24 protein-coding genes are annotated in these 21,631 nt (G+C 55.7%); 13 read left to right on the top strand and 11 right to left on the bottom strand.

Translation table 11 applies throughout. The features are described from left to right. The first annotated feature begins 1 nt into the window (after position 1). Together LF95_RS16580 and LF95_RS16575 are read left to right on the top strand one after the other, a co-directional pair. Positions 2-727: an ABC transporter ATP-binding protein gene (locus tag LF95_RS16580; protein ID WP_073956089.1), complete on the top strand. Its 726-nt coding sequence runs from the start codon at positions 2-4 to the stop codon at positions 725-727. Continuing rightward, positions 724-2,070, top strand: a complete 1,347-nt coding sequence (locus tag LF95_RS16575; protein WP_073956088.1) for an FtsX-like permease family protein — start codon at positions 724-726, stop codon at positions 2,068-2,070. Before LF95_RS16580 ends, LF95_RS16575 begins: the two co-directional genes overlap by 4 nt. 83 nt (positions 2,071-2,153) lie before the next feature. On the opposite strand, the gene LF95_RS16570 is transcribed toward LF95_RS16575, so the two are convergent. The 3 genes from LF95_RS16570 to LF95_RS16560 all read right to left on the bottom strand — a co-directional run bounded on the left by LF95_RS16570 (position 2,154) and on the right by LF95_RS16560 (position 4,326). Beyond that, a complete protein-coding gene (locus LF95_RS16570) occupies positions 2,154-2,981 on the bottom strand; it encodes a carbon-nitrogen hydrolase family protein (protein WP_073956087.1) in 828 nt (275 codons plus the stop codon). A gap of 142 nt (positions 2,982-3,123) precedes the next feature. After that, complete coding sequence (gene grxC, locus LF95_RS16565) at positions 3,124-3,381, bottom strand: glutaredoxin 3 (protein WP_073956086.1); 258 nt, start codon at positions 3,379-3,381, stop codon at positions 3,124-3,126. Positions 3,382-3,462: 81 nt separating this feature from the next. Further along, on the bottom strand, positions 3,463-4,326 hold the full coding sequence (locus LF95_RS16560) for a ComF family protein (RefSeq protein WP_252509797.1): 864 nt from the start codon (positions 4,324-4,326) through the stop codon (positions 3,463-3,465). A 275-nt stretch (positions 4,327-4,601) separates the two neighbouring features. On the opposite strand from LF95_RS16560, the gene LF95_RS16555 reads away from it, so the two are divergent. Next, complete coding sequence (locus tag LF95_RS16555) at positions 4,602-5,516, top strand: methyltransferase domain-containing protein (RefSeq protein ID WP_073956085.1); 915 nt, start codon at positions 4,602-4,604, stop codon at positions 5,514-5,516. A gap of 10 nt (positions 5,517-5,526) precedes the next feature. Here the strand turns inward: LF95_RS16555 and LF95_RS16550 are convergent, their stop codons facing one another. Next, the gene (locus LF95_RS16550) at positions 5,527-5,745 is read right to left on the bottom strand and encodes a DUF6500 family protein (protein ID WP_073956084.1); all 219 of its coding nucleotides are present in this window, start codon (positions 5,743-5,745) and stop codon (positions 5,527-5,529) included. Between the two features lie 127 nt (positions 5,746-5,872). On the opposite strand from LF95_RS16550, the gene sfsA reads away from it, so the two are divergent. Further along, positions 5,873-6,595 (top strand): DNA/RNA nuclease SfsA, encoded by a 723-nt coding sequence (gene sfsA / locus LF95_RS16545; RefSeq protein ID WP_073956083.1) that lies wholly within the window; start codon positions 5,873-5,875, stop codon positions 6,593-6,595. Positions 6,596-6,845: 250 nt separating this feature from the next. Next, entirely contained in the window at positions 6,846-7,652 is an 807-nt protein-coding gene (map, locus tag LF95_RS16540) for a type I methionyl aminopeptidase (protein ID WP_073956082.1), read from the top strand. Between the two features lie 81 nt (positions 7,653-7,733). On the opposite strand, the gene LF95_RS16535 is transcribed toward map, so the two are convergent. The 5 genes from LF95_RS16535 to LF95_RS16515 all read right to left on the bottom strand — a co-directional run bounded on the left by LF95_RS16535 (position 7,734) and on the right by LF95_RS16515 (position 12,240). Further along, positions 7,734-9,023 (bottom strand): MFS transporter, encoded by a 1,290-nt coding sequence (locus LF95_RS16535; RefSeq protein ID WP_252509796.1) that lies wholly within the window; start codon positions 9,021-9,023, stop codon positions 7,734-7,736. Positions 9,024-9,093: 70 nt separating this feature from the next. After that, the gene (locus tag LF95_RS16530) at positions 9,094-9,663 is read right to left on the bottom strand and encodes an isochorismatase family protein (RefSeq protein ID WP_073956081.1); all 570 of its coding nucleotides are present in this window, start codon (positions 9,661-9,663) and stop codon (positions 9,094-9,096) included. Positions 9,664-9,813: 150 nt separating this feature from the next. Continuing rightward, complete coding sequence (locus LF95_RS16525) at positions 9,814-10,272, bottom strand: MarR family winged helix-turn-helix transcriptional regulator (RefSeq protein ID WP_073956080.1); 459 nt, start codon at positions 10,270-10,272, stop codon at positions 9,814-9,816. A gap of 228 nt (positions 10,273-10,500) precedes the next feature. Then, positions 10,501-11,769: a beta-ketoacyl-ACP synthase II gene (gene fabF, locus LF95_RS16520; protein ID WP_073956079.1), complete on the bottom strand. Its 1,269-nt coding sequence runs from the start codon at positions 11,767-11,769 to the stop codon at positions 10,501-10,503. 36 nt (positions 11,770-11,805) lie between these two features. After that, complete coding sequence (locus LF95_RS16515; RefSeq protein WP_073956078.1) at positions 11,806-12,240, bottom strand: MarR family winged helix-turn-helix transcriptional regulator; 435 nt, start codon at positions 12,238-12,240, stop codon at positions 11,806-11,808. 153 nt (positions 12,241-12,393) lie between these two features. Between LF95_RS16515 and radC the strand changes: the two genes are divergently transcribed. After that, the gene (gene radC / locus LF95_RS16510) at positions 12,394-13,323 is read left to right on the top strand and encodes a RadC family protein (RefSeq protein ID WP_252509795.1); all 930 of its coding nucleotides are present in this window, start codon (positions 12,394-12,396) and stop codon (positions 13,321-13,323) included. Then, complete coding sequence (locus LF95_RS16505) at positions 13,323-13,715, top strand: VOC family protein (protein ID WP_073956077.1); 393 nt, start codon at positions 13,323-13,325, stop codon at positions 13,713-13,715. The genes radC and LF95_RS16505 overlap by 1 nt, the downstream gene beginning before the upstream one ends. Here the strand turns inward: LF95_RS16505 and LF95_RS16500 are convergent. Then, complete coding sequence (locus LF95_RS16500) at positions 13,712-14,920, bottom strand: ROK family transcriptional regulator (protein WP_073956356.1); 1,209 nt, start codon at positions 14,918-14,920, stop codon at positions 13,712-13,714. The two genes, LF95_RS16505 and LF95_RS16500, sit on opposite strands and share 4 nt — an antisense overlap. 123 nt (positions 14,921-15,043) lie before the next feature. Here LF95_RS16500 and LF95_RS16495 point away from each other — a divergent pair, with 123 nt between their 5' ends. From LF95_RS16495 to LF95_RS16475, 5 genes are read left to right on the top strand one after another with little or no spacing between them, the layout of a single operon-like run. Beyond that, a complete protein-coding gene (locus LF95_RS16495; protein ID WP_073956076.1) occupies positions 15,044-16,285 on the top strand; it encodes an extracellular solute-binding protein in 1,242 nt (413 codons plus the stop codon). Between the two features lie 46 nt (positions 16,286-16,331). Further along, complete coding sequence (locus LF95_RS16490) at positions 16,332-17,216, top strand: carbohydrate ABC transporter permease (protein WP_073956075.1); 885 nt, start codon at positions 16,332-16,334, stop codon at positions 17,214-17,216. Between the two features lie 2 nt (positions 17,217-17,218). Beyond that, positions 17,219-18,067 (top strand): carbohydrate ABC transporter permease, encoded by an 849-nt coding sequence (locus LF95_RS16485; protein ID WP_073956074.1) that lies wholly within the window; start codon positions 17,219-17,221, stop codon positions 18,065-18,067. A 5-nt stretch (positions 18,068-18,072) separates the two neighbouring features. Further along, positions 18,073-19,131 (top strand): carbohydrate kinase family protein, encoded by a 1,059-nt coding sequence (locus tag LF95_RS16480; RefSeq protein ID WP_168173719.1) that lies wholly within the window; start codon positions 18,073-18,075, stop codon positions 19,129-19,131. Between the two features lies 1 nt (position 19,132). Then, a complete protein-coding gene (locus LF95_RS16475; protein WP_073956072.1) occupies positions 19,133-20,221 on the top strand; it encodes an ABC transporter ATP-binding protein in 1,089 nt (362 codons plus the stop codon). Positions 20,222-20,314: 93 nt separating this feature from the next. Here LF95_RS16475 and LF95_RS16470 read toward each other — a convergent pair whose 3' ends face one another. Continuing rightward, positions 20,315-20,881, bottom strand: coding sequence for a 4'-phosphopantetheinyl transferase family protein (locus LF95_RS16470; RefSeq protein WP_073956071.1), 567 nt, complete (start codon positions 20,879-20,881; stop codon positions 20,315-20,317). Between the two features lie 341 nt (positions 20,882-21,222). Between LF95_RS16470 and LF95_RS16465 the strand changes: the two genes are divergently transcribed. Next, positions 21,223-21,624, top strand: coding sequence for a hypothetical protein (locus LF95_RS16465; RefSeq protein WP_083607735.1), 402 nt, complete (start codon positions 21,223-21,225; stop codon positions 21,622-21,624). Positions 21,625-21,631: the final 7 nt, after the last annotated feature.

Here is a 21,631-nt window from a genome sequence, read left to right as displayed (position 1 = left end):
CATGGCACAACCTGCATACGATGCCGCAAATTTGGGCAAAGGCACCAGCCCCACCCTTGACATCAGCGAACTGTCCCTGCGCTTTCCCCGCCAGGAAACCCCCATTCTTTCCCTGCCGCATCTCGCTGTGGCACCGGGCACAATTTTGGGCGTTGCCGGGCCATCGGGCTCTGGAAAATCATCGCTGCTTTATCTGTTAACCGGGCTGCTACGGCCCAGCCAAGGCTCCATCCATTGGGGCGAAACCGATATTACAGCCCTGTCCGAGGGGGCCTGCGATGCCTGGCGGCGCAAACATGTTGGTTTCATTTTTCAGGATTTTCATCTGATCGGCGAACTTTCGCCGCTGGAAAATGTCCTGCTTCCGGCCGGGTTTCATGGCTGGCGCATTCCGGCCGATTTGCGCAAACATGCGGCTGATCTGCTGGACCTGGTTGGTGTTCCAACCAATCGCGGCTCCGTGACCAATCTGTCCCGCGGCGAACAGCAGCGTGTTGCCATTGCCCGGGCCCTTTTGTTTGATCCGCCCATTTTGCTGGCCGACGAACCCACCGCCAGCCTTGATAAGGACGCAGCGGAAAACTGTGCCGATATTCTGTTTGCCAATGCACGCGACAATAACCGCACCCTGATCATCGTCAGCCACGACCATACCGTCATTGATCGCTGCCCGCGTGTCCTGCATTTCGACAAGGGTCAGCTTCTGACTGAAAACGAGGCCGCATGAACCCGTTTCCGATTGTTTTTGCCAGCCTGCGCCGACATTGGGTGATGAACCTGCTGTTTGTCGCCCTGATCGCGGTTGCCGTGGCAATTGGTGTGGGCATTACCGCGCAGGAACGCGCCCTGCGCCAGGGCAGTGCCCATGCGGCCGACAAATTCGACATTCTTGTCGCCGCACCCGGCAGCCAGACCGACATTGTCATGAATACGATCTTTCTGCGCCCCTCGGCAGTCAATCTGCTCGAAGGGCCGATCTGGTCCAAACTGCTTTCCGATGACCGGGTGGATTTTGCCGCCCCGCTGGCCTTTGGTGATTCCTGGCGCGATCACAGCATTATCGGTTCCACCGCGCAATTCATCGATTATCTTTCCGGCGGCCTTAAAGATGGCAGCATGTTTGCTGACCACGAAGAAGCCGTGATCGGCGTTGCCGTGCCGCTGGAAATTGGCGACAGCTTTGAACCCGCCCACGGCCACGGTATCGAGGCCGAAGAACACCATCATCACGGCGTTAACATCCGTGTGGTTGGCCGCATGCACGCCACCGGAACCCCTTGGGATAGCGCCATTATCGTCCCGGTCGAACAGGTATGGGAGGTTCATTCCCTCTCCACCGGCCATGCGGAGGATGAAGACCATGAAGACCATGATCATGATGCCAGCGCAGTCGCCACTGCCGATCATGACCATGATGAGGACCACGACGCCGCACATCACGATGAACATGCCGATGAGCATGAGCACGACCATGACGAAGACCACCCCGACCATGCAGTAAAACTCGGCCCGCCCTTTGACGGGGTAGACCTGCCCGGTGTTCCGGCAATGGTGGTGCATCCCAAAACCGTCGCTGGGGCCTATAGCCTGCGCTCAAGCTACCGCACCGATCACAGCATGGCCTTTTTTCCCGCCGAAGTGCTGGTTGAAATGTATGAAATGCTCGGCAATGCAGGTACGGTCATGCGCTGGATGGCGCTGGGCACCCAGGCGCTGGTGGTTGCCGCGATTTTGGCCGCCGTTTTGGCCCTAATGCAAATATACCGCAAACAGTTTGCTGTTTTGCGGGCCTTGGGCGCACCAAAATCCTATATTTTCGGCTCGATCTGGCTTTATGTCGCAACCCTTGTGGTATTTGGGGCCGCCATTGGCCTTGCTATGGGCTGGGCAGTGGCACAGGCGGTCTCGCAGGCCTTTACCGCCGAAACCGGCATGGCCATGCGCGCCACCATCGCCGCGCCCGAACTGACCTTGGCCGCAGGCTTCATCCTGATCGGCTTTGCCCTGGCCCTGGTGCCCGCCTTCATGCTCTATCGCAAACCAGTGGTCGATGCGCTGCGCGGCAGTTAAATTACCAGCGCACCGCAATCTATTTACTAAAAAGGACCGGCATCCAACCCGGTCCTTTTTAATTTTACACACCGAACGCGATATCAACTCACCGGACGATAGGCGTGGTCGTTCTTCAACGAAGGTACCATCGCGCGGACTTCCTTGACTCGCTCAAGGTCAATCTCGGCGGTGATGAATCCCGGTTCGGCACCGCCATCGGCCAGCACCACGCCCCAGGGGTCGATAATCAGGGAATGGCCGAATGTTTGCCGGTCGCCGGGATGATCGCCACATTGGGCGGCGGCAATGACAAAACAGCCGGTTTCAATCGCACGGGCGCGCAATAATGTATGCCAGTGCGCCTGCCCGGTAGTGCGGGTAAAGGCGGCGGGGACGGTCAAAATCTCCGCCCCGGCCTTGGCATAATCGCGAAACAGGTGCGGAAAGCGCACATCATAACAAATGGAAAGTCCGATTTTGGCCTGTCTGGATTCCACCAAACGGGCGGCATCGCCGGGGCGGAAGGTTTTGCTTTCGCGGTACGATTCCCCATTGGCAAGGTCCACATCAAACATGTGGATTTTATCGTAAGATGTCATCACCTGCCCGTTCGGGCCAATCACATAACAGCGGTTGGCAACCCGGTCTTCACCCGGCACGCTAACATGAAGCGACCCCACAACCAGCGTGCTTTCAAGCTCGGTAGCCAGATCCTTAAAAAACGCCAGCGCCGGATGGTCATCTTCGGCAAAGGCGGCGGCACGCACCTTTTCCCCACCAAAGGACATCATCGACACATTTTCGGGAAAGCTGATCAGGCGGGCCCCTGCGGCATGGGCATCACGGGCATAAATCGCGGCCCTGGCCAGATTGTCCTCCATGTTATCGCGGCTATTTACCTGCACACAGGCGGCAATAAAACGTGTCATGGTCGTTTCTCCTTTTTCGGCCAGCCGAAGTGACATTATCGTTTCAGGTTATGTCGCCAATGGGGCCGGTGAAAGGCAAAAAACAAAAAGGGCGGCCCGCCCGATGCGAAACCGCCCTTTTTCGGTAAACCGTGTCTGGTAATCAGGCCGACAGCAGCGGGTCCAGCCCGCCTTTGGCGTTAAGGGCCATCAATTCATCGCAGCCGCCAATATGCTCACCATCAATAAAAATCTGCGGCACACTGGTGCGGCCACCGGCACGATCCATCATTTCCTTTTTGCGGCGCGGTTCCATCATCACATCGATGACTTCATAGGCCGCATTCTTCTCGTCCAGAAGCTTGCGGGCACGCTTGCAATAGGGGCACCATTCGGTTGCGTAAACTTCAACTTTTGCCATGTGTTCATATCCTTCTCTTGCGGGTTCCTGACCCGGAAAATCCCGTTGTTACAGGCTATATAACAGATAATTTTGAATTCGTCAGCGTATGACCCGCGCAATTGTGATCAGGTCCACCTGCATGGCTCCGGCCCGTTTTAACGCCCGCGCACAGGCCGCTGCCGTCGCCCCGGTGGTTAAAACATCATCGACCAACACCACCTTGGCCCCCTTCAGCTGATATTTTTCTGCTCGCCGGTCTGACACAGCAAAGGCCCCCTGCACCTCGCGCTGGCGCGATGCACGGCCCAGCCCTGCCAGACTGCGGGTTTTGCGTTTGCGCGTGATCAAATCCGGCGCAAATGCAATGCCGGTCTGGCGCGACAGGGCCGCCGCCAACAGGCCCGACTGGTTATAACGCCGCATCAATAACCGGCTGCGATGCAGTGGCACCGGCACCAAAAGGCTGGCATTTTCCCAGTAATCCAGCCCGGCCTGCCACATCCAGCGGGCCAGAAGCGGGGTTAAATCGGTGCGGTCGCCATGTTTGTAACGTAAAATATAATCCCGGCTGCCATCATCATAAATCAGGGCCGCCCGGGCGCGGTCATAAGGCGGAATATGGCGCAGGCACGGGCCACACAAAACACCCTTGCCGTAATCCACCCCTGTGGCGATTTGGTCGCGCGCCTTTATGGCCCCGCCAAACATATCGGCCTGGTGGTTCACATCCCGCTCATCATCTTCGCCATCCTCATAATCAGACGACAGCATTTCAGACGGCATCAATTCAAACGGATAGCCGCAACAGGCACAAAAAGGCGGGGCGACAAAACGCAGGGCCGACCAGCAATTGGCACACAGGGCATGGGGCACATCGCCAATTGCGCCGCACCCGCCACACCGCGCCGGTAACAACCCGCGCAAAACCGCCTGCCAGGCAACCAGGCCAAGCCGCCGTAACACGCGATTATCCGCTTTGCCTGTCGTGATCTTCCCCAAAATGCGACCTGCCCTGTATTTATGCGCCCTATGTTTCTCACATCCCAACTGGTCCCTACTGGCACAGTTAAGCACGGGTGATGACGCATCACAATTATTCGTATTGGCTTTTCATTCGTCACGGTCCTGCCGCCCAAACGGGCTTGCAGGGCCGGTGCGTTGGGATGATCATTGCACCAATAGGCGGGCCGGTCTATTTAAGGGGCCAACATGGCAATTCCCGCATAACGGAGCCCGCAATGAGCGATCCGATCACGGTGTTTGATCGCCGTCTTTTAAAGCTGCGCCGCGACCGCGCGGCAACACGGTCACAGGATTACAATTTTCTGTTTGCCGAAACCGCCGAACGGCTGGCAGACAGGCTGGATGATACCACCCGCAAATTCCCCATCGCACTCGACCTTGGCTGCCATAGTGGCGAGCTGGGCCAGATTGTGGGCAAGCGCGGTGGCATTGAAACACTTTTTCAGTCTGACATATCGTTTAAATATGCCCGCAATGCGCAAGCCAAGCTGCCAAAGCGCCCCACCCTGGTCGCAGACGAGGAATTTTTACCCTTTGCGCATGGGTCGCTGGATCTGATTTTATCGAACCTGTCGCTGCATTGGGTGAATGATTTGCCCGGTATGCTGATACAGGCACGCCAGGCCTTAAAACCCGACGGGTTCTTTTTGGCATCGATGCTGGGGGGCGAAACCCTGAAGGATTTGCGCGACGCCTTAATGACCGCAGAGGCCGAAGAAGAAGGCGGCGTTTCGCCCCGCGTTTCGCCCTTTATCGATGTGCGCGATGCCGGGGCCCTGCTTCAGCGCAGCGGCTTTGCCCTGCCGGTGGTGGATATTGATGAAATCACGGTGGATTACCCCGACGCCCTGAAACTGATGCGGGATTTATCAGGCATGGGCGAAAGCAACCTGATTTTAAAACGCAGCAAAAAATTTACCAGGGCATCAACGCTGGCGCGTGCAGCCGCCATTTACCATGAACGCCACGCCCGCCCCGATGGCCGCATCAATGCCACCTTTCAGGTGGTTTATCTGACGGCCTGGGCCCCGGATGAAAGCCAGCCCAAACCGTTGCGGCGCGGCAGCGGCCAGGTCAGCCTGGTGGATTTTCTAGGTGATGTTCCCGACAAGCCCAAACCCGCCAATTAGGGCCTAAATTTTAATGCCCGCGTTCCAACATATCGCGGATTTTGACGGCCTTTTCAAAATGATCAAGTTGGTGGGTTTTTATCCACCAACTGGCCGCTTCCATCAAAAGGTCGGGGTCGTTATTGCGATTGGCGAAAAACGCATAAAATGACTGGCCAACATCGGGGCCTTTCTGCGCGATTTTACGGTCGCAAATTTCGATCATTTTCCGGCGAAGGCTATCGCGCATCTCAACCCTTTTAATTCTTGGGAGGCAGCAGGGGCTTGATATATGACGCAAATGCCGTGAAATTGGCAGTCCAAACTGCCAGCAATATTGACAGCCCCTGTCAGGACTGAATACCGAAAGGCCGATCATGCACCTGCCCAGCCCGCTTCTTCACGGCAAACTGATCCAGCGATACAAACGTTTTCTGGCCGATATTGAACTTGATAGCGGCGAAACCGTCACCGCGCATTGCGCCAACCCGGGTGCGATGACAGGCCTGAAGGATGCCGGGATTTCGGTGTGGCTTTCCACATCGGATAATCCAAAGCGCAAATTGAAATATAGCTGGGAGCTTTGCCAGGTGGGCGATGCAATGGTTGGCATCAATACAGCGCACCCCAATGCCATTGTTGAAGAAGCCATTTTGACCGGCAAAATCCCGGAACTGGCAGGCTATGAAACCCTGAAACGCGAGGTTAAATACGGCCAGAATTCACGCATTGATATTTTGCTGTCCGACCCGCAAAGGGGCCTTTGTTATGTCGAGGTCAAGAATGTGCATCTCAAACGCGATGAAGCCGTACCCGGCCTTGCCGAATTTCCCGATGCGGTGACCAAGCGCGGGGCAAAGCACCTTGATGAAATGGCAGAAATGGTCGCCCAGGGCCACCGCGCGGTCATGTTTTATCTGATCCAGCGTACCGATTGCGCCGCCTTCACCCTGGCCTCCGACATCGACCCGCATTATGCCGCACGTTTTGCCAGCGCCACCCAAAACGGGGTGGAAGCCATCGCCTATGACTGCCTAATCGATACGATATCCGTCACAGTCAATCAAAAGCGCCCGATTTTGCCCGGTAAAGCAGCCTGAAACACCGGTGAAACGTTGCCAGCGCATCATAATTTGCGTTTCGACAGCCAAAACATGACACAGAACAAAGCCTGAAGGCCATATCGCAGGCATGGTATGCTGATGTTCAATCTCTGGCGTATAATGTACGGGCAGCCATGCAGTGCAATCCTTGCTTATTGGACGGACAACGATTATTTCAGTAGGCTGCAAAACAAATTGATGAAAATGGGTTGCCCCCATAAGGACCGCCAACACAAGGAGAATTCGGTTGGCAAACGGAAAAGTTAAAATTCACGGCCCCGAAGCCTTTGAAGGGATGCGCGCCGCTGGCAAGCTGGCTGCGGAAGTTCTGGATTTCATTACCCCCTATGTCGTCCCCGGTGTCACCACCGGCAAGCTTGATGATTTGTGCGATCAGTATATTCGCGATCATGGTGCGGTTTCGGCCTGCCTGGGCTATCGCGGGTTTCCCAAATCGACCTGCACATCAATCAACCATGTCGTGTGCCACGGCATTCCCGGCGATAAAAAGCTGCAAAATGGCGACATCATGAATATTGATGTCACCGTCATTCTTGATGGCTGGTATGGCGATACAAGCCGGATGTACATTGCCGGTACGCCCAAGGTCATGGCGCAGCGCCTGGTTGATGTGACTTACGAGGCCCTGTGGCGCGGTATTAACGTGGTTAAGCCGGGCGCAACGCTGGGCGATATTGGCCATGCCATTCAATCCTATGCGGAATCCGAACGCTTTTCGGTGGTGCGCGATTTTTGCGGGCATGGCTTGGGCCAAGTGTTCCACGATGCACCAAATATCCTGCATTATGGCAAGCCGGGCCAGGGGCTGGTGCTGGAACCTGGCATGATCTTTACTATCGAACCGATGATCAACCAGGGCACCTATGAATGCAAGGTGCTGTCCGATGGCTGGACGGCGGTGACGCGGGACCGCAAACTTTCCGCCCAGTTTGAACATTCGCTGGGTGTGACGGATGATGGTTTTGAAATTTTCACCCGCTCCCCCGCCGGGCTGGAAAAACCGCCTTACGAAATCAGCGACGCGGCCGAATAAACCGGCGTGGTGATTTATCCACAGCAAAAGGGCAGACCGGATGATGTTCGGCCTGCCCTTTTTTCATAATGGAATGACTTGTTATTCAGCCGCGAGTGTCACCTTCGGGGCCTCGTTAACCAAAATCCGCCAGCGCCCATCAACACGGCGAAAGCGCATTTCGCGATATTTGAACAAATAAACCAGCGCCACCAGCGCCGCCGCAATACCCGAAACTGCGGCAACACCCAGCGCCCAGCGCGGCCCGTAATGGTCCGCCACCCAGCCCACAATGGGCGCACCAATCGGCGTTCCGCCCATCACAATCGCCATACGTATCGCCATGACACGCCCGCGCATCATTGGATCGGTTGAAAGCTGGATCAACCCGTTGCTGGAACTTAAAAACACCAGTGCCGCCATGCCAATCACCACCAGCGATGCGCCAAACAGGCCATAGCTGGGCATGACGGCGGCAAGGATGCAGGCCAGGCCAAAAACCAGTGCGCCATAAAACAGCAGGCCAATTTGCGGTGTTGCCCGCTGGGCTGAAAACAACGCCCCCATCACCGTGCCCACCGCCATCAGTGATGACAGCATCCCGAACTGCCCGGCACCGGAATGAAACACCGTCACCGCCATTGTTGAAATAAAGATGGGGAAGTTCAAACCAAATGTGCCGATCAAGAACAGCATCAACATGATCACCACAATGTCAGGCCGCCCGGCAACATAGCGAAAACCACCCACCAGGTTGCCCCGCCCGCGCAGGGGCCTGCGCGTCACATTCAAATCTTCCCGACGGATCAGAACCAGCGATGTCAGTACCCCGGCAAAGGAGGCGGCATTGAGCAAAAACACCCAGCCGGTCCCCACCACCGCAATCAAAACCCCGGCCACCGCCGGGCCAATCATGCGGGCGGCATTAAACGATGTGGAGTTCAGCGCAATGGCATTGGACAGGAAGCTTTCGGGCACCAGATCGGAAACAAAGGTTTGCCGGGCGGGCGCATCAAAGGCAGCCACACAGCCCAGCAAAAAGGCAAACACATAAACATGCCAAAGTTCGACAAGGCCGCTAATGGTGAGCAAGCCAAGACCCAACCCCAACAGCCCCATTAAAAACTGTGTCACCATCAGCAATTTGCGCCGGTCAAAATAGTCGGCAGCAAAGCCGGTAAAGGGCAACATCAAAAGCTGCGGGCCAAATTGCAGGCCCATGACAATGCCGACCGCCGTTGAATTATGATCGGTCAGTTCGGTCAGGACAATCCAGTCCTGGGCGGTGCGCTGCAACCAGGTGCCGGTATTGGACACAAGCGAGCCAGACGCCCACACCCGGTAATTATACACCGCCAGCGAGCGGAAGGTTCCGCGCATCGGATTTTTCATTTTACGTCCCCCCATAATCGGGCGGAGTAATGATTGGCCCGGAACTTCCGGGACCATTTTTCGGGGAATGTCATTTCCGGCCCCCTTCTTGTTCCAGGCAGGCCAGAATTTCATCGGTTGTGCCAGTTTCGCCCAGGCGCGGGAAAATGCGCGTCACACTGTTAACATGGGCCTCATGGCTCATGTCCGTCATGGCATCAGTCGCCAGGGCGACGTTAAGACCCAGTTCATGCGCCTGGCGGGCGGTGGATTCCACACCAATGCTCGTCGCAATGCCGCACAACACCACCTGTGTTATCCCCTGCCCGGCCAAATAATCGCCAAGGCCGGTGCCGGTAAAGGCCCCCCAGCTTTTCTTGGTCACTTTATGGTCGGTCGGGCAGCTATCAAGCTCAGCGGCCAAATCAGCCCATCCAGGCGGCAAATCCCCGCTGCGCGGGGGCTGTTCGTTCCGCCCCGGTGCCATACCCGCCACATTAACCAACACCACCGGCAGGTTACGCGCCCGAAATTCAGTCGCCAGCATCACCGACCTTGCCAGCACATCATCGGCAGAATGGGCCAGTGGATAAGCCAGAATACCCTTTTGCAAATCAATCACGATCAGGGCGGTTTTGGGGTCAAGGGCGGTAACAGACATGGGGCGCAATCCTTTTTGGTTGGGGCGAGATCAAAGGAGGCAAAACGTCACGGAAGGTCGCACGAACGGCGGGTAAAAGACGGCAAGTGGCACGGCAAAGAGAAAGAGGCAAAGGCAGGTATTGTAAGGCGGCAGTCCGATATCAAACGCTCAGCGGTCAACATCGACCATGCGTTGCAAAAGGCGGGTGGCCTCCGCCAGGGTTTGTTGCTCCTTTTGCGAGAAATTATCCAGAATGACATGATACAGCCAGTCTTCGCGCAAGGCGCGGCTGGCCTGTATCCATTCCCGGCAGGATGGGGTTAAAGACAGCAAAGTCTGGCGGCCATCATTGGGGTCCGGTGTCCCTTCCACCAGCCCGGCCTTGATCAGGGCGGTAATATGCGGCCCCATTGATTGCGGGCGCATTCCTTCGGCTCGGGCAAGCACGGTCACGGTGGCCGGGCCATCGGTTTCGAGATGGCGCAACACACATTTTTGCGTCCAGTTCAAATCGCCCAAATGCGCCTGTTTGCGCAATTTGCGGCGCAAACGGCCCAGCACGGCATGCAGGTCGGTTGCCAGGGCAAGGGCCGTTGGCGAAAGGGGATTTTCCGGATTGTAGGGCATGATGGCACTTTCAAATACAAAGGTAATCTACGAAGTTTACCTTTCTATATGGATGAAAATATCCCAAGCGCCAAAATTGTCAAGCCAGCCGGAAAACTATTTTGAAAGCATTCAAAATTGCGCTGTTGTGCGCCGTGTCCCCGCCAAACAAACACCAAAAAGGCCAGCCCGGCACAACGCCGACTGGCCTCTTGAAAGGCGATAAAACGCAGTTTTAGCGGTTAAAAATTAACCTTCATACGCACTTAACAACAAGGACGCATTAACCCCGCCAAAGCCAAACCCGTTGCACAGGCCATGCTTGATGTCGGCCTTGCGGCTGGTATTGGGCACAAAATCCAGGTCTTGCATGCTGTCATCAACATTGTGCAAATTAATGGTGGGCGGCAACATCCCTTCGCGAATGGCAAGGGCGGTGAAAATGGCTTCCACCCCGCCCGCAGCCCCCAGCAAATGCCCAATGGCCGACTTGGTGGACGAAACCGGAATTTTTGGCAAATCATCGCCAAATACACGGCGCAGCCCGGCGACCTCTGCCTGATCCCCCACCGGGGTGGAGGTGGCGTGGGCATTGATATAGCCAATGTCCGCCGGCGCGCGTTTTGCCATGCGCAAGGCCGCCTGAACCGCCAGCGCACAACCGGAGCCATCTTCCGGCCCGGCGGTAAGATGATAGGCATCGGCACTGGTGCCATAACCGGTAATTTCCACCAGCGGCACCGCCCCGCGTGCCAGTGCATGATCAAGCGTTTCAATCACCATCAACCCGGCCCCTTCACCCATGACAAAACCGTCCCGGTCACGATCAAACGGGCGCGAGGCCTCGGTCGGGGCGTCGTTGCGGGTGGAAAGCGCACGCACGGCGGAAAAACCGCTAATCGATAACGGATCAACGCAGCCTTCGGTCCCGCCTGCCAGCACCACCTCAGCCTCGCCAGAGCGGATAAGTCGCACGCCATCGCCAATTGCCTGCAAACCTGCGGCACAGGCGGTCACAGGTGTACCGATCGGCCCGCGAAAACCATAGCGGATGGAAACGTTACCCGAAGCCATATTTGCCAGAAAGGATGGCACGACAAAGGGCGAAATGCGCGATGGGCCACGGTCGTTCAACACCGATTCCGCATGAGTAATAACAGGCAGGCCGCCAATGCCGGTGCCAATCACGGTGCCGGTACGGTCCTTTGCCTCCTGGTCAAGGTCCAGCCAGCCCGCCTGGGTTAAGGCCTGCTGTGCTGCTGCCAGGGCATAAATCGTAAACAGGTCAACCTTTTTACGATCCTTTTTTGAAATGACGTCTTCTTCATTCAGGCCCGCCGGGTCATCGGCATGGCTGGGCACCAGCCCCGCAAACTTGGTGGAAAGATTGCTGCTGTCAAACCGGTGATTGGTCACAACACCGGACTGCCCGGCCACAAGCCGCTGCCAAACAGCATCAAGGCCGCATCCCAGTGGCGTTACCAGGCCCATCCCCGTCACCACAATCCGCTGTGTCATTTTAACCTATCCCTTTAAACATATTGATCAAAACCGTCAGCCTATCGCCGCCATTCGTGATAGCGCCTTTTGCACAGCCTGCCAGTCATTCGCGCCAAGTTCGCCCCGAATTTCCTTCTGGGCCTTTTGCCAGACAGGTAAAATCCGCCGGACTTTTTCTTCACCCTGCGATGTCAGGGAAAAAACCTGCATTCTGCCCTGCCCGGTTTTATTGGGGGCAATCAGGCCCTGACGTTGCAAAACGGCAAGATTGCGGGTCATGGCACTGCGTTCCAGGTCCATTTGCCGGGCCAGACTGCTAACCGATTGAAACCCGCCGCCGCCAATGCAAAACAAAAGCGACGCCTGCGTTGATTGCAAACCATAAGGTTTTAGCAGCAAATTGTAACGCCGTGTGATGGCGCGTGCGGCCATGCGGCTTTTTAACACCAAACATTCATCATTCAGGGCGTCGGGCAATGCTATTGTCATGTCTGGTGATTAACTTGTGCATATACACAAGTCAAATAAAATCACATTTTCCGTTTTTTGCCCGCTGCCCATGCGGTTGCCCACTGGACAGCAAAGACACGGCAACGCAAACTGCACCTGCAACGTCAAATTGCACGATGACAGGAGCCCGCCGTGAGTGCCCAAAAACCCCGTAATACCGCCACCGCCTCCATCGATGATGGCAGCCGGGTCTATTTTGACCCCAACGGGGAACTTGCCAGCCTGGCCTCAATGACCAGCGAGGCAACAGATTCTTTGGATCGCAAAAGCAGCAAGAATGACAAAAAAGCCCCTGCCAAAATGCAAACCACGACAAGCGATGCCGCCGCCGATGCGCGACAAGAGACCGACAGCACGGCCAGCAAAAACGAGAAAAACGCCAAAGCACCCAAACCCCATTATTTCGGCCATCGCCAGCGTTTGCGTGACCGCTTTTTAAAAGGGGGCAGTGCCGCCCTTGCCGAATATGAAATTCTGGAACTGTTGCTGTGCATGGCGATCCCGCGCGGCGATGTCAAACCGCTGGCAAAATCGCTGATTGACCGGTTTGGCAGTTTGGCCGCCGTGTTGGCCGCCAGCCAGGGTGACCTTGCCACCTGCAAGGGAGTGGGCGACGCCGCCATTGCCGCAATTAAAATTGCCGAAGCCAGCGCACAAATCCTGTCGCGCGAGCGGGCAATGGAACTCCCCGTGATCGCATCGTGGGAACAATTGATTAATTATTGCCGGGTACGGCTGGGCCATCGCAATACCGAGGAACTGCATTTGCTGTTTCTGGACCGTAAAAACCGCCTGATTGCCGATGAATGCCACCAGCGCGGCACGGTGGACCATACCCCGGTTTATCCGCGCGAAGTGATCAAACGCGCACTGGAACTTCATGCTTCCGCCCTGATCCTGGTGCATAATCACCCCAGTGGCGATGCCACCCCGTCACGCGGCGATATTGACATGACCCGCAAGATCGTAGATGCAGCAAAGGCAATGGAAATCAATGTGCATGACCACATCATTGTCAGCCGGTCAGGCTATAATTCGTTTAAAACACTGGGGCTGATCTGATGCCGCTTATTGGTCAATTTTCAATTGTCGTTGATGATTATGACGAAGCCATCGCCTTTTATTGCCATAAAATCGGGTTTGACTTGATTGAAGATACCGATATGGGGAATGGCAAACGCTGGGTTTTAATTGAGCCGCCGCGCGCGCCAGAAAACGCCACCCGCATTCTGCTCGCCAAAGCCAGCACCGATGCGCAACGCAACGCAATTGGCAACCAGACCGGTGGACGGGTCGGCTTTTTCCTGATGACGGACGATTTTGAGACGGACCATGCCCGCATGATTGAAAACGGTGTTCGTTTTTTGGAATCCCCGCGCCACGAACCCTATGGCATCGTTGCCGTATTTGAAGATTTGTACGGCAATAAGTGGGATTTGTTAAACCCCGCCTAATCTCGAACTTTTAACATGTTTTGAAAATCCGGGATCATTTCCTGATAAATCGGCAGGGCGGCGGCCCCGCGTGCCGCCGAATAGGTGCTGGCATCGCCAATATGAACGGGCAAATGGGCCCCCGTTGGCGTTGGGCCGTCAACATCCTGCAATTTTGTGACTTTTTGCCACAGGGAGGTCAAAATCGGTTCGGGCAGCAATCCGCCCAATATAATCGCCTGCGGGTTCAACATGCTGGAAATAATTTGGAATGTGGTTGTCAGATGCAATGCCGCCTGATCAATCCAGTGCCGCACTGGGGCATCATCAGGCGACAGGGCAGAAAGCCGGGTTAAATTGTGATCAAGAACCAGATCATCGCGATGGGCGGCATCAAATTCATCATACAACGCCAATAGCGATACATATCTCTCAAGACAGCCCTTCCGCCCACAGCCACATTTACGACCATTGGCCATAATCGGGATATGGCCAATTTCGCCCGCTGCCCCCTGGGCACCACGCACAATCCGCCCATCCAAAAACAGCCCCGCGCCAAGGCCATGCCCGATAAAGATATACACGAAATTATCCAGTTCCCGGGCTGTGCCATACAGCTTTTCGGAAATCGCCGCCGCATCGGCATCATTTTCAACAAAAACCGGGCACCCCGCCTTGGCGGTCATGGCGCTGGCAAGGTCAAAATTTTCCCAGCCCGGTGCAATACCAGTTGGCCCGGCAATGCCAACCGGGCCCGGCATCGCAATGCCGATGCCAATATTCCGGTCCGGATCCAGCCCGGATTTAACGATAATATCCCGGCTGGCCGCCACCAGAAGGTCCACCGTCTGTTGCGGGTCAGGATGATTGATGCTCAGGCTGGATCGCGCGCGCTCTTCCCCTAAAAGATCAACCAGAACAGCATCCATTTGCGTCCCGCTTAACTGAAACCCGATGGCAAAACCACCGTCGGGGTTCAAACGATACGGTCGGGCAGGCTGGCCGCGTTTTTGGCGCACCGGCTCCCCGGCCAGCAAAAGGCCGGCCTCCTCCAGCTCGGCAACAAGGTTGGAAACGGCCTGGGCAGACAAATGGGTAATGCGGGTAATGTCGGCACGCGACAGGCCCGCGCGGCGCCGAACCGCGTCAAGAACCGCGCGTCGATTATGGCTTTTGGCGTGCAGAAGGTTGGTGCCCAAGACACTTTCTGACAGCTGTTCTTTCATCACCATTGCCTTCCTTCGTTTTCTCCATTATTAATTACATCAAATTGAATTAATAATAAAGCCTGTGATCCAACAGATCACACCTCAATCGTTCCGTATCTCATTTATCAGGGAGATAAGAAGATGAAGATCAAAAATGTCCTCAAGAGTGCTGTTTTCGGCATCTTTGCCGTATCCGGTGCCGCGCATGCCGCCGATGTGACCCTGAACGCCCTGTTCATGGCCCAGGCCGCCTATAGCGAAGACGACATTCGCAACATGACCGCCGACTTCAAGGCCGCCAATCCCGGCGTTGATGTCAATGTCGAGCTGGTCCCCTACGAAGCCCTGCATGACAAGATTGTTCTGTCACAAAGTGCCAATGGTTATGACGTCGTGCTGTATGACGTGATCTGGCCCGCCGAATTTGCCCAATACAAACTGCTGGAAGATGTCTCGGACCGGATTGACGAGAAAACCCGCGAGGCTGTTCTCAAGGGGGCCTGGACCACGGTGGAATATGACGGCAAATATTATGGCATGCCCTGGATTGCCGATACCAAGTTCCTTTTTTACAACAAGGACATGCTGAAAAAGGCCGGATTTGACACTCCGCCAACCACCTGGGAAGAACTGGAAACCCAGGCCAAGGCCATCAAGGACAAGGGGATTGTCGATTATCCGCTGGTTTGGTCGTGGTCACAATCCGAAGCCGCGATTTGCGATTACACCACCATTCTATCGGCGATGGGCGGCAAGTTCCTGGATGCCGACGGCAAACCGGCTTTCAACACGGGCGGTGGCCTGAAGGCCCTGCAATATATGGTTGGAACCCTGGATGATGGCGTCACCAACCCCAATTCGCGCGAATATGCCGAAGAAGACGTCCGCCGCGTCTTTTCCAGCGGACAGGCCGCTTTTGCCCTTAACTGGGGCTATATGTACAACCTTGCCAATGACCCGGCAGAAAGCCAGGTTGCCGGCAATGTTGGCATTGTTCCCGCACCGGGCGCAAAGGGCATTTCAAAGGCATCGGCCGTCAACGGGTCGATGGGTCTTGGCATTCCCAGCAAAAGCACCCACAAGGAAGAAGCCTGGAAATATATCCAGTTCCTGACCTCGGAAAAGGTGCAGAACAAATATGCCCGCCTCAGCCTGCCGATCTGGAAGGCATCCTATAGCGACCCCGACGTAATCAAGGGCCAGGAACCGTTTGTCAATGCGGCCAAAACCAGCCTTGCCGTCATGGCACCGCGCCCGACAATGGCGGCCTATCAGGAAGCCTCGGCTGTTTTGCAGGAAGCCCTGCAGAATGCGATGCTGGGCACAAGCTCGCCCGCCGATGCCCTTGATGAGGCGGCGAAAACCATTTCGGACATGCAGTAATCCTCCTGCCGTTCTCTGACGTCCATTCGGAGCCGAAACCACCGCTATGATTACCCATCGTAAAACGGTGACGGCGTGGCTACTGCTGACCCCGATGATCGTGATGATCCTTGGGGTCAGCGGATACCCGTTGATCAAAACCATTTATTTCAGCATGACGGGGGCCAAACTGGTCGCCCCGGATTTGACCGATAGCTGGGTCTGGTTTCACAATTATGTGCGGGCTTTGTCTTCGGCCAATTTCCGCGAGGCCATTTGGCACACCACCTATTTTGCCGTTATTTCCGTTGGCGCGGAAGTCGTGATCGGCGTGATGGTGGCCTTGCTTTTAAACGAGGTATTTGTGGGTCGCACCCTGCTGCGCGCCATGCTGATCCTGCCTTTGGCCCTGCCAACCGTGGTCAATGCCATGATGTGGCGGCTGATTTACAACCCCGATTTCGGGGCATTGAATGCCCTGCTGGTGCAATTGGGGATGCTGGATGCCTATCGCTCCTGGCTGGGTGATCCGGCAACGGCACTGGATATGGTGATTATTGCCGATGTCTGGAAAAACTTCCCCCTGGTCGCACTCATTGCCCTTGCCGCCCTGCAAACCGTCCCCCGGGATTTATACGAAGCCGCAACCCTGGACGGTGCGGGCATGTGGAACCGGTTTTGGCGCATTACGCTGCCTGCCATTATGGGGCCACTTAGTGTGGCGCTGGTCCTGCGCACGATCGAGGCCTTCAAGGTGTTTGACATTATCTATGTCATGACACGCGGCGGCCCGGCCAGCAGCACCAAAACCGTCAGCTTTTATGTCTATCAGGAAGCCTTCGCCTATATGCGGGTGGGGTCCGGGGCTTCCTATGCCCTGATCGTGGTGCTGATCAGCGCCTGCCTGATTGCCGGTTACATGTATCTGATCCGCAAGCACGGAGAGGCCTGATCATGCAAACATCCCTGGCAAAAAAAATAGCGATTTATCTGGGCGCGGCCCTGCTGGCACTGGTCATTGCCCTGCCCGTCCTGTGGCTGTTTATCATGAGCATCAGTTCATCCACCCATCTGACAACCCTGCCCCTGGAATGGTGGCCCGATAGCCCAACCTTGGAAAACTATCGCAGCTTGCTGATCTATGCCGAAAACACCCCGTCGCAAAGTTTCCTGTATGCCATCCGCAACAGCATTTTCATTGCCCTTGCCGCGACAGGACTGTCAATTTGTGCGGCCATTCCCGCCGCATACAGCTTTTCGCGCATGCCCGGCCCGCGTCGTAAAAATCTGCTTTATGCCGTGATCGCCATCTTCATGCTGCCACCCGTCGCCCTTGTGTTACCGCTTTATACGGTCATGAGTGCTTTGGGGCTGCTTAACACGCATTTTGCCCTGATCGTGGTTTATTGTTCCATCCTGCTGCCCTTCGCGACCTGGCTGTTAAAAAGCAATTTTGACACGATCCCCGGCGATCTGGACGAAGCACCCATCATTGACGGGGCCAACCGGTTACAGGCGATCTGGTATGTCATCCTGCCCATCGCCCGCCCCGCCTTGGGCGCGGCTGTCATGATGTCGGTTCTGCTGTCCTGGGATGAATTTTTCTATGGACTGTTATTTACCAACGACATCCGTTCCAAAACCATCACGGTCGCCATTGCCGATTTGGCCGCCGGTCGCGTTGCCGATTACGGCCTGATTTCGGCTGCCGGTATTCTGGCTGCCGTGCCACCGGTTATTTTGGCCTTTTTCATGCAAAAAACCCTGGTTTCAGGGTTGGCCAGTGGCAGTGTTAAGGGATGAATGTCATGCGTAAAACACCCCAATCCCATAAGCCCCGCCGGCCCGATCCAACGCGCGAAATCATTTCCATTGGCACCATCAATGTGGACCAGTTGCTGGGCCCGGTGGACCATTGGCCCGACCGGGGTACCGAAACCGTCTATCCCGATTACGAAATGCGGGTGGGTGGCGGCGGCGGCATATTTGGGGCCGCCCTGATGGCCCTTGGTGCCCATCAGCGCATGGTGGTCAATATCGGCGATGATGAAATGGGACAATGGCTGAAATCGCAATTCGGCCCGCTGGCCGATCACTGGCACCACAGCAAGGCTGTGACATCCGTGACCATCGGCCTGACCCATTCCGACAAGGAACGAACCTTTCTCTCTAACGAGGGGCATAGCGCCCTTTTTGATGCCGACATGGCGCGCGCCATGCTGAAACATGCCGAATTAAAAGGTGCCATCGCCCTATTGGTTGGCAATTTCCTGATGCCGCGCCTGGTGCCTGACTGCACCCGTCTGCTTGGCGAATTACGCGATGCCGAGGCCATCGTCGCCCTTGATACCGCCTGGCCCACCGGCGGCTGGACCGATACGGTTCAGGACCACCTGCAAAACTGGCTGCCCCTGGTGGACATCCTGTTGATCAACGAGGTCGAAGCCGCCGGATTGCTGGGCATCACAATTGATGATTTTACCGCCAATGTCGATGCCCATATGCGGGCCATCAGCCCCAAACTGGCCCCCAACGGGATTGTTATTGTCAAACGCGGCAGCCAGGGGGCCTCGGCATGCCAAAACGACCATGTCCTTCATGCAGCACCCACTGAAAAAATCAACGTCATCGATACCGTGGGCGCAGGCGACTGTTTCAATGCGGGCTTCCTGCTGGCCTTTCAGCACGGCGTTGAACTGGCAAACTGCCTGCATGTCGGCATCGAGGTGGCAGGCAAAGCCATTGCCAGCCACCCGCGCCGTTATCCTGCTCTGCATGATTTAAACAGCCGCATTCGGGCGTTGCTCGAACAGCCCCACCACCCTGCATCCGATCAAATCACTTTCGATCAAGTGGAGAACGCCTGAGATGTCATCCATATCATTGTCAAATGTCACCAAGACCTTTGGGGGTGCCGACGTCATCAAAGGCGTTGATCTGTCGATCGAGGATGGGGAACTGGTTGTCTTTGTCGGGCCGTCAGGCTGTGGGAAATCAACCCTGCTGCGCCTGATTTCCGGGCTTGAGGAAATATCTGGCGGGGAAATTCATCTGGGTGAAAAACGGGTGGATCATCTTTCCGCCTCTGCGCGCGATATCGCCATGGTGTTTCAGTCCTATGCGCTTTATCCGCATATGACAGTGGCGGAAAATATTGGCTTCCCTCTTAAAATGGCCGGTAAATCCAAAACCGGGATCGAGGAAAAAACACACGAAATCGGCACCATTCTGCAATTGCTGCCACTGTTTGACCGCACCCCAAAACAGTTATCGGGCGGCCAGCGCCAGCGCGTTGCCATTGGCCGGGCTTTGGCGCGGGATCCACAAATTATTTTGCTCGACGAACCGTTATCGAACCTGGATGCCGCCCTGCGGGTTGACATGCGCATGGAGCTGGCCCGCCTGCATCGCACCCTGAAGGCCACCATGATTTATGTCACCCATGATCAGGTGGAAGCCATGACAATGGCCGACCGGATTGTGGTTTTGCGCGACGGGACCGTCGAACAGGTCGGGTCCCCGCTGGACCTTTATCTAAAACCGGTCAACCAGTTTGTCGCCGGCTTTATTGGCTCCCCCAGAATGAATTTCTGGACAGCCACAACCAACGAAAACGGTGATCTGGTCTTGCCATCGGGCACGGCCCTGCCCTTGCCTTACAAACTGGCAGCACAGCAACCGGTAACGGTAGGCGTGCGTCCCGAACATCTTGTTTTGGCAGCCGATGATGGTACGGCAACGTTGCAGGGTACGGTTTTATCGGTCGAACATTTGGGTTCTGACACATTTGTTCAACTGCATTGCGGGTTTGGTGATCCGGCGCAAAGTGACATCAATGTCCGTTTTGGCGGAATCGTTCCCGTCCGCATGGGCGAACGTGTGAACCTGTCTGTTGCCAGCCGGGATAACTGGCATATTTTTGATGCCAATGGCCTGCGCGTGGAAGATGCGGCTTAACCCCGGCCAACATTAAAAATAACGGCTCAAAACGCCCGACCACGCCGCGTGATCGGGCGTTTCCTGCGTCATGCCTTTAAAACGATTTGTCTGTCAGGTCCCTTGCCAAACCAATGCCCCGGCATAATCAGGCCATTCATCCAGATAAACCGTGTCAGAAGGCAGTTTTAGCGCCGGGTCATTAATGCCGGTGCATTTGAAAATCGCCTCATACACGCACCATTGCTGGTAAAAATCATTCTGGCGCGGATCCTTGGCAAGCTGGGCCATGCGTTGCGCATCGTGGCTATTGGAATTTTCCCGCCGGTCGCCAAACAGCCATTTTTCCAGCCGGGCAATTTTGCGCGCCAGGTCGCGATATTCAATATCAATGCCGACGGCACCCGCCAGGCAAAAGGCCACGGCAAAAATATCCCGGCTATGCGAAATGCTGGCCCCATAAAACCCGCTATTTTCCGTCCGGCGAATGGCAGGCTTGCCTTCGTCATCACGATGATAGGTCAGGCCGCTTTCACCCGTTACCTTTACCGCAAGATCACACAGGGCACCACGCGCCACATCCGATGTCACCTGTCGCCGTTCCAGGCGGTTTTCCGGCAGGTTATCAAGCCGTTTCCAGCCCCAGAAAACCCTGCCTTCAAAGGCGGACACTATTTGCATTGCGCCATCCTATTTCCGCATTTCGCCCTTTATCCTATCAGGGACACATCCCCTACACTGCCTTTTAGGACAAACGGCCCGACAGCAAAAGACCACAAACAACATAAAACAACCAGGAACAGCAGTGCGAAATGCGCGTTTACTGCAGGCCCGCCACAGCTGATCCTTGCGGTCAATTTGATCACATTTATGGATAGTATGCGGCGCACCCTGTTTACTTGATCACTTTCAATGCCCTACAACAGGATATCGAAAGTTGCAAAACGTGGCACTGCCCCCGTACAAAAGCATATTTCGCCACCCTGTTTTACACCATTGAAAGTATAAAGGAGCCTGACTGCATGATGCGTTCATTAAAATTTGCCGTGCTGGGCATGCTGACATTATTTGTTGTGGCTTGTACCGCGCCGATCATGCAGGTCGAAAGCCAGCCTTTTCCCGATGACACACAAAAGCTGACAATGGACCAGCTTCAGGACGCCATCATCAAAGCGGCCAGTTCGCGCGAATGGACGGTTAAAAAACTGTCGACAGGCAAACTGATGGCAACCTATGCCCCGCGTGACCACGTTGCCAAGGTCGAGATCGATTTTTCCCCGCAGGAATTTTCAATTCTGTATGTCGATAGCACCAATCTGAAATATAGTAGCGGCACCATTCATAAAAATTACAATCGCTGGATCAATAATCTCAAGGTTGATATCCAGCGCGAAGTTGCCGCGGCTGTTGCTGCGGCTTCCTGAGGAAAGC

It is taken from the genome of Thalassospira sp. TSL5-1, from assembly GCF_001907695.1.
Classification (GTDB): domain Bacteria; phylum Pseudomonadota; class Alphaproteobacteria; order Rhodospirillales; family Thalassospiraceae; genus Thalassospira.
Note: the sequence above shows the minus strand (reverse complement) of the source record. Positions and strands in the feature narration are given on the sequence as shown.

Coding starts and splice junctions, on each gene's coding strand:
- LF95_RS16525 (WP_073956080.1), bottom strand. CDS start 10,272: ATGCCCTACAATCCGGAAAATCCCCTTTCGCCAACGGCCCTTGCCCTG.
- fabF (WP_073956079.1), bottom strand. CDS start 11,769: ATGACACAGCGGATTGTGGTGACGGGGATGGGCCTGGTAACGCCACTG.
- LF95_RS16495 (WP_073956076.1), top strand. CDS start 15,044: ATGAAGATCAAAAATGTCCTCAAGAGTGCTGTTTTCGGCATCTTTGCC.
- LF95_RS16555 (WP_073956085.1), top strand. CDS start 4,602: ATGAGCGATCCGATCACGGTGTTTGATCGCCGTCTTTTAAAGCTGCGC.
- LF95_RS16475 (WP_073956072.1), top strand. CDS start 19,133: ATGTCATCCATATCATTGTCAAATGTCACCAAGACCTTTGGGGGTGCC.
- LF95_RS16490 (WP_073956075.1), top strand. CDS start 16,332: ATGATTACCCATCGTAAAACGGTGACGGCGTGGCTACTGCTGACCCCG.
- LF95_RS16530 (WP_073956081.1), bottom strand. CDS start 9,663: ATGTCTGTTACCGCCCTTGACCCCAAAACCGCCCTGATCGTGATTGAT.
- LF95_RS16465 (WP_083607735.1), top strand. CDS start 21,223: ATGATGCGTTCATTAAAATTTGCCGTGCTGGGCATGCTGACATTATTT.
- LF95_RS16480 (WP_168173719.1), top strand. CDS start 18,073: ATGCGTAAAACACCCCAATCCCATAAGCCCCGCCGGCCCGATCCAACG.
- LF95_RS16570 (WP_073956087.1), bottom strand. CDS start 2,981: ATGACACGTTTTATTGCCGCCTGTGTGCAGGTAAATAGCCGCGATAAC.
- sfsA (WP_073956083.1), top strand. CDS start 5,873: ATGCACCTGCCCAGCCCGCTTCTTCACGGCAAACTGATCCAGCGATAC.
- LF95_RS16505 (WP_073956077.1), top strand. CDS start 13,323: ATGCCGCTTATTGGTCAATTTTCAATTGTCGTTGATGATTATGACGAA.
- LF95_RS16550 (WP_073956084.1), bottom strand. CDS start 5,745: ATGCGCGATAGCCTTCGCCGGAAAATGATCGAAATTTGCGACCGTAAA.
- LF95_RS16470 (WP_073956071.1), bottom strand. CDS start 20,881: ATGCAAATAGTGTCCGCCTTTGAAGGCAGGGTTTTCTGGGGCTGGAAA.
- LF95_RS16500 (WP_073956356.1), bottom strand. CDS start 14,920: ATGAAAGAACAGCTGTCAGAAAGTGTCTTGGGCACCAACCTTCTGCAC.
- LF95_RS16535 (WP_252509796.1), bottom strand. CDS start 9,023: ATGAAAAATCCGATGCGCGGAACCTTCCGCTCGCTGGCGGTGTATAAT.
- LF95_RS16575 (WP_073956088.1), top strand. CDS start 724: ATGAACCCGTTTCCGATTGTTTTTGCCAGCCTGCGCCGACATTGGGTG.
- LF95_RS16580 (WP_073956089.1), top strand. CDS start 2: ATGGCACAACCTGCATACGATGCCGCAAATTTGGGCAAAGGCACCAGC.
- grxC (WP_073956086.1), bottom strand. CDS start 3,381: ATGGCAAAAGTTGAAGTTTACGCAACCGAATGGTGCCCCTATTGCAAG.
- LF95_RS16485 (WP_073956074.1), top strand. CDS start 17,219: ATGCAAACATCCCTGGCAAAAAAAATAGCGATTTATCTGGGCGCGGCC.
- LF95_RS16515 (WP_073956078.1), bottom strand. CDS start 12,240: ATGACAATAGCATTGCCCGACGCCCTGAATGATGAATGTTTGGTGTTA.